Genomic DNA, 12628 nt, shown 5'->3' on the forward strand with positions numbered 1-12628 from the left:
GAGGTGTTTTTTTGAGTAGTGTGATCGAAACCGTAACTGAGTTAGTCACTCCAATTTTAGATGAACGTCATTTTGAACTATACGATGTTGAATTTGTTAAAGAAGGTCAGAGTTGGTATTTGCGCGTCTATATTGACAAGCCAGCTGGAATTTCAATTGAAGATTGTGTCCAAGTAAGCGATATTTTAAGTGAAAAGCTTGATGAAATCGATCCTGATCCAATTCCACAGGCATATTTTCTTGAGGTGTCCTCGCCAGGAGCCGAACGTCCATTGAAAAAACAACAAGACTATGAACGTGCGATTGGCAAATATGTTAACGTGTCTCTGTATCAACAAATCGAGGGTGCCAAGGTATTTGAAGGCACACTGGAAAAATTGACAGAAACTGAATTAACATTAGACTATCTTGATAAAACGCGCCATAAGCAGATTATTATTCCTAGAAATAAGATTGCTAAAGCCAGATTGGCGATTAAGTTTTAACATTTGAAGGAGAAATAAGCATGAACAAAGAATTAATTGGAGCTTTAGACGCCCTCGAAAAAGAAAAAGGTATCAAAAAAGAAATTGTAGTTGAAGCACTTGAGGCAGCACTAGTTTCAGCTTACAAGCGTAATTATAGCCAAGCTCAAAACGTTGAAGTTGATTTTGACGATAAGAAGGGTAACATCAAGGTCTATGCAGTTAAGACCGTTGTTGAAGAAGTTACTGACGAGCGGATGGAAGTAAGTCTTGAAGAAGCAGTTAAAATCAATCGTGGATACGAATTAGGTGATGAAATTCGGTTTGAGGTAACACCACAAAACTTTGGCCGGATAGCTGCACAGACTGCTAAGCAGGTTATTATGCAACGTGTTCGTGAAGCTGAACGTAATGTTATTTTTGAAAAGTATAGTCAGTACGAAAATGAAATTGTAACTGGTGAGGTTGAACGACAAGACAGCCGGTTTATCTACGTTAACCTTGGCAATGTAGAGGCCGTAATGGGTAAGCAAGATCAGATGCCTAACGAAAACTATAAGATGCATGACCGTATTCAGGTTTTTGTCAGTCGTGTTGAAAACAGTACTAAAGGACCACAGGTTTTTGTTAGTCGGACTGCGCCAGAGTTATTGAAGCGCTTGTTTGAAAAGGAAGTTCCTGAGATTTATGATGGGGTTGTTGAAATTGTTTCGATAGCAAGAGAAGCGGGTGATCGGGCAAAGATCGCTGTTCGTTCTAATGATCCTAATATTGATCCTGTAGGTACGTGTGTGGGTCCTCGTGGACAACGTGTCCAAGTGATTGTTAATGAACTTGGTGGCGAAAACATGGATATTGTCGAATGGGTTGACGATCCTGCTCAGTACATTGCAAATGCATTGAACCCTGCAGAAGTGCTCGATGTCATTTTTGATGCGGACAATGATCGTGCTTGCACTGTTATTGTTCCAGATTATCAGTTGTCTCTTGCAATTGGTAAGAAAGGGCAAAATGCACGGTTAGCTGCCCGTTTGACTAACTTTAAGATTGATATAAAGCCTGAATCTGAAGCTGAAGAAGTTGACAGTAATACGACAACAGTAGAGACTGAGGACACTGAGAGTGACTCAATTAATACACAATCTTCTGATAGTGATACCGAAGAATAACTAAGTGGGGTGATAGACTATGAAAAAACGTAAAATTCCAATGCGTAAAGATATTGTCACCGGTGAAATGATGCCTAAAAAAGAGCTGATTCGTGTCGTTAAGAATAAGGAAGATGAAGTTTCTTTAGACCCTACTGGCAAAAAGCCGGGCAGAGGAGCATATGTTTCAGTTAATGTTGATGTTGCCAATCAGGCTAAAAAACAGAAGACATTTGATAAAGTTTTTAGTTTGAAAATTGATGATGATTTTTATGATGAATTAATTAGTTACGTTGATCATCAACAAGCAAGAAAAGAATTATTCAGTGATGACAAGTAATCAGCCAGTGTTGAACCTGCTGGGAATCGCTAGAAGAGCGGGATCATTAATTTCCGGTGAAGAAACGGTTCTTAAAGCGATCAGATCAAAGAAAACATTTTTGGTGTTTATCAGCGCTGATGCAGGCAATGCAACAAGTAAAAAATTTAAGGATAAGTGTCAATTTTATGAAATCAAATACGATATGACATTCGACAAGCAACAGTTAAACCAGGCCACTGGCCAGGCTAGGACAGTTTACGGTGTGACTCAAGAAGGTTTCGCCCGTAAGTTCAAGGAGCTGCTGCAGATGTAAAAGGAGCGTGAGCTAATGGGAAAAGAAAGAATTTATGAATTAGCGAAAGAATTAAACGTTGGCAGTAAGGAAGTACTTGCACTCGCCAAACAAAAAGGAATGAGCGTGAAAAACCACATGTCAACAGTTGACGATCAGCAAGCAAAAGATATCAGAACTGCACTGGGTAAAGGGCAAGCAAAACCAGCATCTAAGCCTGCACCACAGCACCAAACTAGTTCTGCAAAGACTGATGATCATCGTAGTTCAAATACTAGTTCATCCCAAAATAATAGTAGGACGACGTCACAACAAAATGGTCATAACAGTGCTCGCAATCAGAGCAATGGCAATCGTCCAAATAACAATGGCAGTCGTCAAAATGACAGACGACCAAATAATAATACGTCGCATTCTAATAGCAATAATCATCGTAATGGAACGACGGGTACTCAGAGAACAAACGATAATCGTGTAAATAACGGTAACAATGCTCAAAGAAACAATGGTAACCGTTCTAATAATAACGGGAATCAACGTTCAAATGATCATCGAGGTAATAACAGTAACCGTCCAAGCAATAATAACAGCCGTCCAAATAATAACAGTGGTAGTTCACGTAATAATAACCAAAGTAATAATCGTAACAACAATAACACTAGTGGAAATAATGCTCATCGTAATAGCGGTGGACGTTTCGGCGGTAGTTTAAAGAATAACAAATTTAACAACCGCAATAATAATAACCGCTACAATAAAAAGAATAACAAGAAGAACCGTAAGAATCAGCGAATTAAGGAAACGAACAATAAGCCAGTGGCTGCTCGTAAGGAATGGCCACTTCCAGATGTGTTGACTTATAGCGAAGGTATGAATGCTCAGGATCTGGGTAAGATTCTTCACCGTGAACCGGCCGAAATTGTTAAAAAGTTATTCATGCTTGGTGTTATGGTCAACCAAAACCAGTCTCTTGATAAGGATACAATCGAAATTTTAGCTGCAGATTATGGTATTGAAGCTAAAGAAAAGGTTGAAGTCGATGTTAGTGATATCGATAAATTCTTTGAAGAAGAACAACAAAACACTGAGAATTTAAAGGAACGACCAGCCGTTGTGACTGTTATGGGGCACGTTGATCATGGTAAGACAACATTACTTGATCAGTTACGTCATACACACGTTACTGAGGGTGAAGCCGGTGGAATCACGCAGGCAATTGGTGCTTATCAAGTTAAGTATAACGATAAAACAATTACGTTCTTAGATACTCCGGGACATGCGGCCTTTACTGAAATGCGTGCTCGTGGTGCCAATATTACTGACATTACGGTGTTGGTTGTTGCTGCTGATGATGGTGTAATGCCTCAAACTATCGAAGCTATTAACCATGCAAAAGCTGCTGGTACTCCAATTATTGTTGCTGTTAACAAGATTGATAAGCCGGGTGCAAACCCAGCTCATGTTACTGAACAGTTAACTGAATATGGACTAGTTCCAGAAGACTGGGGTGGTGAAACAATTTTTGTTGAGATTTCAGCTAAGTACGGTAAAAACTTAGATGAATTGCTCGATATGATTTTGCTTCAGGCCGAAGTGATGGAATTAAAGGCTAACCCAGATCAAAATGCTGCTGGATCAGTTGTTGAAGCACGTCTTGATAAGGGCCGTGGATCGGTGGCAACTTTACTGGTTCAACAAGGAACGCTGAAAGTTGGCGATCCAATTGTTGTTGGTAACACTTATGGACGTGTGAGAACAATGACAAATGAACGTGGCCGTCGAATTAAAGAAGCAACACCATCAACTCCGGTAGAAATTACCGGTTTGAGCGATGTTCCAGAGGCGGGGGATCGTTTCGTTGGATTTGATGATGAAAAGACTGCCCGCGCCGCAGGTGAGGAACGGGCAAAACGTGCATTGGTCGCAGAGCGTGCTAATACGAACCATGTTACGTTGGATAACCTCTTTGATTCACTTAAAGAAGGCGAAATGAAGTCAGTTCCAGTAATCATTAAGGCAGATGTTCAAGGCTCAGTTGAAGCACTTGCTCAAAGTTTGAAGAAGATTAAGGTTGATGGCGTTAAGGTGGATATTATTCATACTGCCGTGGGTGCTATTAATGAAAGTGATGTTACCTTAGCTGAAGCTTCAAACGCAATCATTATTGGATTTAATGTTCGACCTACTCCACAGGCTAAATCACAAGCCGAAAGCGGTAGTGTTGATATTCGTCTTCACCGTGTCATTTACAATGCCATCGATGAGGTTGAATCGGCCATGAAGGGTATGCTTGAGCCGGTTTATGAAGAACAGGTCACTGGTGAAGTCGAAGTACGTGACTTGTATCATGCTTCTAAGGTTGGTACGATTGCTGGCGGTATGGTTACTTCAGGATCGATTACTCGTGATGCTAACGTCCGTTTGATACGTGATGGCGTGGTAGTTTACGAAGGCAAGCTTGGAAGTTTGAAACGATTCAAGGATGATGTCAAAGAAGTTAAATCGGGTTATGAACTAGGCTTAACTATTGAGAATTACAACGATATTAAGGTTAACGATGTAATTGAGTCTTATGTCATGAAAGAAGTTCCAGTTAAGTAAGGTTAAAAGGAGGACAACATGCCAGATAAACGTTATCGTGTTGGCCGCTTGAGTCAAGAAATTCAACGTGAAGTTGACGATATTTTGTTAAAACGAGTACGTGATCCTCGTGTTCAGGGAATTACGATTACTGGCGTTGATGTGACAGGAGATCTTCAACAAGCAACGATCTTCTACAGTCTATTATCTTACAAAGCGTCGGATGGTCAGAAGGCTCAAACTGGCTTAGAAAAGGCAACTGGTTTGATTCGCAGTGAACTAGGTGCACGACTTAACATTTTTAAAACACCAGAGTTGATTTTTGAGCGTGATAGGTCCGTTCAGTATGGTTCTCGAATTGATGAATTAATTAACGAATTGCACCATCGCGATTAATTGAAAACGAGGTTGAGAAATCTATTTTCTCAGCCTCGTTTGTACATAGTGGTACAACAGCATTACGTTTCGAATATATTCATATGGAGGAAGTAGAATGAATGGAATAATCCCACTTTACAAGGAGCGCGGACTAACAAGCCATGACTGCGTTAATCAGCTACGTAAGATTTTGCACACAAAAAAAATCGGCCATTCTGGCACACTAGACCCCAATGTTGATGGTGTGTTACCAATTTGTGTCGGAAGAGCAACTAAGGTTGTGGAGTATTTAATGGAGTCTGGTAAGGAATATCGTGGTCAATTATTGATCGGTAAAATGACAACTACCGAGGATCTAGATGGGGAAGTAGTCAAAACAGCTCCAGTTGACCACGAATTACCTGTAGAAGAGATTGAACAGGTAATGGACAAGATGACTGGGATAATTACACAGATTCCACCAATGTATTCTGCGGTCAAAGTAAATGGTCGAAAATTATATGAATATGCACGTGCTGGAGAAAAAGTAGAAAGGCCGTCGCGTCAAATTGAAATCAGTAAATTTCAATTGACGGCAACATCTTATGATCAAAAGAATAAGACGCAAACAGTTAATTTTGTGGTTAACTGCAGTAAAGGAACGTATGTCAGAACATTAGCTGTAGACTTAGCAGATAGTTTGGGGTATCCGGGTGTTATGAGTGATTTGACAAGAACTCAAAGCGGGGGCTTTAAAATCGATCAAACAGTGAAAATGGATGAGATTGCATTAGCTTCTGAGCAGGGTGATTTGGATAAATTATTTTATCCGCTGGACTATGCATTAAAAAAATATACACACATTGAAATCAATGAAGAATTTTGGTCGGGCGTTAAAAATGGAGTTTGGCTAAAATTCGATGAAATTAGTGTTTCTGACAAAGTGATTGCTTTGGTATATAATCAACAGGTTCGTGCTTTATATCAAAGAAATGAAGAAAAGCAGTGCTACCAACCACTGAAAATGTTGGTATTAGATTAATTAGTGACTGTAATCGGAGGAATGAACCATGCAAGTGATAAATATACGTCAACCATTCGATCCAGCTAGGATACCAGACGGCAATGTTGTGCTAGCAATGGGCTTTTTTGATGGCCTTCATCGTGGTCACCAGGCCGTGATTGAACGTGCTAGAAATTTTGCCAAAGAATATGGTTTGCCACTAGCTGTATTAACGTATGACCACCATCCTTCGATTGTGTACCACGCTAGTGAGCAACGCATTACTTATTTATCGCCGGTACAGCGAAAGCTAGAATTATTAGATGAGCTTGGCGTGGATATTACCTATTTAGTCAGTTTTACATCGGCTTTATCTGCTTTAAAGCCCCAAGAGTTTGTTGATCAATACATGATCGGATTTCACGCTAAAATTGTGGTGGCTGGTTTTGATCATACTTATGGGCCAAAAGATATTGCGACAATGGCTAACTTGCCAAAGTTTGCAAAGGACAGATTTAAAGTTGTTGAAGTGAGTGAAAATTTAGACGATGACCTAAAAATAAGTTCAACGAGAATTAGACATGAATTGGATGAGGGGAATGTTAGCTTGGCAAATCGTTTGTTGGGTTATTCATATCAAACTTCCGGTACAGTTGTACATGGTGAGGCTCGTGGCCGTGAACTTGGTTTTCCTACTGCAAATATTGAGTGGCCGGTTGAGGAAAGGATGCCTGGCATTGGTGTATATGCCGTTCAGTTAAAAATTGGTGAAATCTGGTATGATGGCATGGCTTCAATTGGCTATAATGTCACATTTGGGGACGACAGGCCAAAGACTCTGGAAATAAATTTATTTGATTTCAAAAATATGATTTATGGAGAAAATGTTAAGGTCCGATGGGTTGCTAGGTTACGTGGTGAAGTTAAATATACGACGGCTGAAGCTCTAATTGATCAATTGAAAAATGATGAAATTGAAACTCGTAAAATTTTGAAGATAAACGTTTAATAAAAATAGTGTGGTAATGGCATTTTATTTCTAGGACATAAAGCTCCCAAACTAAGGTCCAATTTAGGATTTTAGTTTGCGAGCTTTATGTGGCTTGTAACAACCGTTTGTTAGTGCCTGCTGGCACGATGATTGGTATTTGTTTGTCCCTTGATAATTTTACGCTTGAACTGAACAGTGTTTTCAGCAACTAGTTTAAAATGCCTCATTTTAAAATTAAATGGTTGATTTGTCATTCTAGTTTTTGACCAAGATTGCATAGATGCAATCATTCCTTGGAGTTCATCAAGTTGGCGCTGATCATTTTCAGCTATGGCCTCTTTAAAAATATCGTCTTGCAAACGAGTAATTAAATTTTGGTGGTACTTCAATAATTCTGAGGTTAACGGTGCATGTCGGTATTGATTAAATAGTTTTTCAATCGTTAGCATTGCCTCTTTTGTGTTACGAGGTTGAATGTAGCGCTGTTTATGCTTTGCCATTATAAATCCTTTCAAAAATGTTGTCTTTTCTTGACTTTCAGACAACGGGTTGGTATATTATACATTGTGTTTAGCACTTAACACGTTCGAGTGCTAAAAAGGAAGTGATAATAATGTTAACACAACGTCAAGATGCGATCCTGCAAGCGATTGTACGCCAATACACTGTAACTGGTCAACCGGTCGGTTCGAAAATACTGGCGCAACACTTACCAATTAAAGTGAGTTCAGCCACAATTAGAAATGAGATGGCGGAATTAGAGGAACAAGGGTTACTGGTTAAAGAGCACTCTTCTTCTGGACGTGTTCCGTCTACCAAGGGTTATCGATACTATGTTGATAATTTACTAGATGAAAAGATGATGATTGACAGCAGTGATATGTCAATTATTCAAAACTCGTTTGGTACCAACTTAAATAAAATTGATGAAATTGTGTCAAGATCAGCGGATATTTTGTCTGATTTGACCTCGTACACTACTTTTACGCTAAAGCCAGAGCAAAAACAAGTGAGACTCAGTGGGTTTAGATTAGTTCCGCTGGGAAATCATCAAGTGATGGCAATCTTAGTCACGGATTCAGGCGATGTTGAGAATCAGACTTTTGTTATTCCTAAAAACATTAACACCGATGAGCTTGAATCGGTTATTAGATTAATTAATGATCAGTTAGCGGGTTTAACTCTTGAAGAGGTTCTTCAACGGCTGCAACGTGACATACCAATGCAGATTGTCAGGTACATTCACAGTCCTGATGGCGTTCTAAATATATTTGACAGTATTTTATCGCATGCGGCTTCTGAACGATTTTTTGTTGGTGGTAAAATGAATCTACTTGGATTTTCGCATAATCATGATCCGAATGACCTGCAAGAACTGTATGGATTGCTTGATAAGAACGAGAACTTATCACATTTCTTGGATCCTCAAGATGATAATATTCACGTGCAGATTGGTAGTGAAATATCAAATAAACTACTCGATGATTTCAGCCTTATCACTGCAACATACGATGTTGACCAATATGGTAAGGGAATTATTGCGGTTCTGGGCCCAACGCGAATGCCATATTCAAGAACAATCGGAATTGTCAGTGCGTTTAGGCAGGAGTTGGCGCGACAGTTGTTAGGTTATTATCATCGATATTATGATCAGTAGGAGGAATGTTACATGGCTGAAAAGCAGTCTAGCGATTCAAAGAAAAAAGTAGAAGACGAAGTTAAGAACACTGAGACGCCCACTGCTGATGAAACTGAAAATGAGCAGCAACAGGCAAAACAAGGTGTTAAAAAAGAAGATAATAAAACTAAAGAACAAAAACAAATTGAAGAATTAGTTGCTAAGAGCAGTGATTTTGAGGACAAGTATCTTCGTGCTGAAGCTGAAATTCAAAATATGACTAATCGGTTTAAGAAGGAACAGTCACAACTTCTTAAGTATGATGGTCAGTCGCTCGCTAAAGATATCTTACCTGTAATGGATAACCTGAAACGAGCACTGGATATTGAAGTTGATGACGAAAGTGGACAGCAACTTAAAAAGGGTATTCAGATGGTTCATGACCATCTTGAAGAGGCATTGACGAAAAATGGTGTCACTGAGATTAAATCTTTAGATCAAAAATTTGATCCGGCGATTCATCAGGCAGTGCAGAGCGTTCCTGCTAAGGAAGATCAGAAAGCTGATACGGTTGTGCAGGTGTTACAGGCTGGGTATCAGCTTAAGGACCGTGTTTTACGTCCAGCGATGGTCGTTGTGGCTCAGTAAACTAAATTAAAAGAAGAGGTATATTAAACATGGCAAGTAATAAAATTATTGGAATTGATTTAGGTACTACTAACTCAGCAGTTGCTGTTATGGAAGGTAATGCACCTAAGATCATTACTAACCCAGAAGGAAGTCGAACAACACCATCAGTTGTTTCATTCAAGGATGGTGAGACTCAGGTTGGGGAAGTTGCAAAACGTCAAGCAATCACCAACCCTAACACAATTGTTTCGATCAAAAGCCATATGGGTGATGCAAACTACACTGTTGAAGTTGAAGGCAAGAAGTATACTCCTCAAGAAATTTCAGCAATGATTCTTCAATACTTGAAGAAGTATGCTGAAGACTATTTAGGTGACGAAGTTAGTCAGGCAGTTATTACTGTTCCTGCATACTTTAATGATGCACAACGTCAAGCAACCAAAGATGCTGGTAAGATTGCTGGCTTAGATGTTAAGCGGATCATCAATGAACCAACAGCATCCTCATTGGCATATGGGTTAGACAAACAAGACAAAGATGAAAAGATTCTTGTGTATGACCTTGGTGGTGGTACTTTTGATGTTTCTATCCTTGAATTGGGCGATGGCGTTTTCCAAGTTCTTTCAACTAATGGTGATACACACCTTGGTGGTGATGATTTTGATCAAAAGATCATTGATTGGCTAGCTGATGGATTCAAACAAGAAAATGGTATCGATTTAACTCAAGATAAGATGGCTTTACAACGTTTGAAGGATGCTGCTGAAAAGGCCAAGAAGGATTTGTCTGGCGTTAGTGAAGCACAGATCAGCCTACCATTTATTTCTGCTGGTGCATCAGGACCACTGCATTTGGAAAAGACATTGACTCGAGTTCAATTTAATCAATTAACTGTTGACTTAGTTGAAAAGACTAAACAACCAGTTTTGAACGCTTTGAAGGATGCTGATTTATCATTTAGTGATATTGATGAAGTTATTTTAAATGGTGGTTCAACTCGGATTCCTGCTGTTCAGGATATGGTTCGCGATTTGACAGGCAAGGAACCAAACCATTCAATTAACCCCGACGAAGCCGTTGCTTTAGGTGCTGCGGTTCAAGGCGGTGTGTTAACCGGAGATGTTAAGGATGTTGTTTTACTTGATGTTACTCCATTGTCACTTGGTATTGAAACAATGGGTGGCGTGTTCACTAAGTTAATTGATCGTAATACCACGATTCCAACATCTAAGAGTCAAGTATTCTCAACAGCTGCAGATAATCAACCTGCCGTTGACATTCATGTTTTACAAGGTGAACGTCCAATGGCTGCCGATAACAAGACGTTGGGTAACTTCCAATTGACTGACATTCCTGCTGCACCTCGTGGCGTTCCACAAATCCAAGTTACATTTGATATCGACAAGAACGGTATTGTTAATGTATCTGCTAAAGATATGGGTACCAACAAGGAACAAAAGATTACTATCAAGAGTAATTCAGGATTAACTGATGATGAAATTGATCGTATGAAGAAGGAAGCCGAGGAAAACGAAGAGGCCGACAAGAAGAAGCGCGAAGAAGTTGACCTGAATAACGAAGTTGACCAACTATTGTTCCAAGTTGATAAAACTTTAAAGGATCTTAAAGGTAAGGTTTCCGATGAAGAGGTTAAGAAGGCTGAAGATGCGCGTGATGCATTGAAGAAGGCCAAGGATGACAACAACGTTGAGGAAATGAAGACCAAAAAAGATGGACTTAACGAAATTGTTCAAGATTTATCAGTTAAACTTTATCAACAAGCCCAACAAGCTCAAGGCGATGCTAGTGGCAATGCCGACGACCAAAAGGGCGATGACAAAGGCGACGGTAAGTCAGGTGATGACGGAAAGACAGTTGACGGCGATTTTGAAGAAGTTGACCCGGATGACAAAAAATAAAGTTGGTTAATTAACCAGCTTTTGCTAATAGTCAGTATTATTTAGATCATACTTAGTAAAAGCCAAAGAGCAAAAAAAGGTCTTTGGCTTTTACTTCGCGTGTATACTTGTGGTATAAATAATGCATTAATTGTTTTGGGGGACCATAATGGCAGAAAAAGATTATTATGATGTTCTTGGCGTTTCTAAGGATGCGTCACAGGACGAAATTAAAAAAGCATATCGAAAGCTCTCCAAAAAGTATCATCCGGATTTAAACAAGGAACCGGGTGCTGAGCAAAAGTTTAAGGACGTTAATGAGGCTTACGAAACTCTTGGTGACGACCAAAAGAGACAACAGTATGATCAGTATGGATCAGCTGGTCCTCAAGGCCAAGGCTTTGGTGGCTTTGGTGGTGGCGGCCAAGACTTTAGTGGTTTCGGTGGCGGTGGATTTGATGACATCTTTAGTCAGTTCTTTGGTGGCGGTGGAGGCAGACGTCGTGATCCGTCGGCACCGACCCCAGGACGCGATTTACAGTACACAATGACGTTGAAGTTCGAAGAAGCCATTTTTGGCAAAACAACATCAATTAAGTATCAGCGTGATGCACAGTGCGATACTTGTCATGGATCTGGTGCTAAGCCTGGTACTTCACCAGTCACATGTTCTAAGTGTGGTGGTCGTGGTGTCATTGATGTGATTCAAAATACACCGCTTGGCCGGATGAGAAGTCAAACTACCTGTGATGTTTGTGGTGGTACAGGTAAAGAAATTAAAGACAAGTGCACAACTTGTGGTGGTACTGGGCATGTTTCTCAGAATCACGAGCTAAAAGTTAATGTGCCTGCCGGAGTTGATGATGGTCAACAGATGCGTCTTCAAAATCAAGGTGAAGCCGGCGATAATGGTGGTCCTTACGGGGATCTATATATCATTTTCCACGTGACGCCAAGTCGAGAATTTCGGCGTGATGGAGCGGATATTTATTTTGATCAACCAATTTCATTTTCTCAAGCAGCGCTTGGTGATGAGATTCAGGTTAAGACGGTGCATGGTAACGTTAAATTGAAGGTACCGGCAGGAACGCAAACTGAAACCAATTTCCGTCTGCGTGGCAAAGGTGCACCCAAGCTAAACGGCAAAGGTAATGGCGATGAACACGTTACTGTTCATGTTGAAACGCCAAAAGGTATGAATAAACGTCAAAAAGAAGCGTTGGCCGCTTTCGCTGCAGCAAGTGGTGAAAAAGTTACCGGTGTTAAGAAAAATGTTTTTGATAAGCTCAAAGATGCTTTTGACGAATAATGCTTAATAAGAGTGT

Annotated in this window: 13 protein-coding genes; 12 read left to right on the plus strand and 1 reads right to left on the minus strand. The window is 40.0% G+C overall.

Features of this window, described 5'->3' with window-relative positions:
• Positions 1-11 precede the first annotated feature (11 nt).
• The 8 genes from rimP (at position 12) to ribF (ending at position 7175) form a co-directional block, all read left to right on the plus strand.
• Complete coding sequence (rimP, locus tag FD16_RS05995; RefSeq protein WP_029508378.1) at positions 12-485, plus strand: ribosome maturation factor RimP; 474 nt, start codon at positions 12-14, stop codon at positions 483-485.
• Between the two features lie 20 nt (positions 486-505).
• On the plus strand, positions 506-1633 hold the full coding sequence (gene nusA, locus FD16_RS06000; RefSeq protein WP_010622259.1) for a transcription termination factor NusA: 1128 nt from the start codon (positions 506-508) through the stop codon (positions 1631-1633).
• A gap of 19 nt (positions 1634-1652) precedes the next feature.
• Positions 1653-1952, plus strand: a complete 300-nt coding sequence (gene rnpM, locus FD16_RS06005) for an RNase P modulator RnpM (RefSeq protein ID WP_010622258.1) — start codon at positions 1653-1655, stop codon at positions 1950-1952.
• Entirely contained in the window at positions 1942-2247 is a 306-nt protein-coding gene (locus FD16_RS06010) for a L7Ae/L30e/S12e/Gadd45 family ribosomal protein (protein WP_010622257.1), read from the plus strand. The genes rnpM and FD16_RS06010 overlap by 11 nt, the downstream gene beginning before the upstream one ends.
• A gap of 15 nt (positions 2248-2262) precedes the next feature.
• On the plus strand, positions 2263-4827 hold the full coding sequence (gene infB / locus FD16_RS06015) for a translation initiation factor IF-2 (protein ID WP_010622256.1): 2565 nt from the start codon (positions 2263-2265) through the stop codon (positions 4825-4827).
• Positions 4828-4845: 18 nt separating this feature from the next.
• A complete protein-coding gene (gene rbfA, locus FD16_RS06020; RefSeq protein ID WP_010622255.1) occupies positions 4846-5202 on the plus strand; it encodes a 30S ribosome-binding factor RbfA in 357 nt (118 codons plus the stop codon).
• A gap of 97 nt (positions 5203-5299) precedes the next feature.
• Complete coding sequence (gene truB, locus FD16_RS06025; protein WP_010622254.1) at positions 5300-6205, plus strand: tRNA pseudouridine(55) synthase TruB; 906 nt, start codon at positions 5300-5302, stop codon at positions 6203-6205.
• Between the two features lie 28 nt (positions 6206-6233).
• Positions 6234-7175 (plus strand): riboflavin biosynthesis protein RibF, encoded by a 942-nt coding sequence (gene ribF, locus FD16_RS06030; RefSeq protein ID WP_010622253.1) that lies wholly within the window; start codon positions 6234-6236, stop codon positions 7173-7175.
• A 110-nt stretch (positions 7176-7285) separates the two neighbouring features.
• Here the strand turns inward: ribF and FD16_RS06035 are convergent, their stop codons facing one another.
• Complete coding sequence (locus FD16_RS06035; RefSeq protein ID WP_010622252.1) at positions 7286-7657, minus strand: hypothetical protein; 372 nt, start codon at positions 7655-7657, stop codon at positions 7286-7288.
• Positions 7658-7770: 113 nt separating this feature from the next.
• Here FD16_RS06035 and hrcA point away from each other — a divergent pair, with 113 nt between their 5' ends.
• The 4 genes from hrcA to dnaJ all read left to right on the plus strand — a co-directional run bounded on the left by hrcA (position 7771) and on the right by dnaJ (position 12612).
• Entirely contained in the window at positions 7771-8814 is a 1044-nt protein-coding gene (gene hrcA / locus FD16_RS06040; protein WP_010622251.1) for a heat-inducible transcriptional repressor HrcA, read from the plus strand.
• Positions 8815-8826: 12 nt separating this feature from the next.
• On the plus strand, positions 8827-9423 hold the full coding sequence (gene grpE, locus FD16_RS06045; RefSeq protein ID WP_010622250.1) for a nucleotide exchange factor GrpE: 597 nt from the start codon (positions 8827-8829) through the stop codon (positions 9421-9423).
• 29 nt (positions 9424-9452) lie between these two features.
• Positions 9453-11324 carry a molecular chaperone DnaK gene (gene dnaK / locus FD16_RS06050; RefSeq protein ID WP_010622249.1) on the plus strand — a complete coding sequence of 624 codons (1872 nt, stop codon included), beginning with the start codon at positions 9453-9455 and terminating at the stop codon, positions 11322-11324.
• Positions 11325-11472: 148 nt separating this feature from the next.
• Positions 11473-12612 carry a molecular chaperone DnaJ gene (gene dnaJ / locus FD16_RS06055; protein ID WP_010622248.1) on the plus strand — a complete coding sequence of 380 codons (1140 nt, stop codon included), beginning with the start codon at positions 11473-11475 and terminating at the stop codon, positions 12610-12612.
• Positions 12613-12628: the final 16 nt, after the last annotated feature.

It is taken from the genome of Paucilactobacillus suebicus DSM 5007 = KCTC 3549, from assembly GCF_001434475.1.
GTDB classification, from domain to species: Bacteria; Bacillota; Bacilli; order Lactobacillales; family Lactobacillaceae; genus Paucilactobacillus; species Paucilactobacillus suebicus.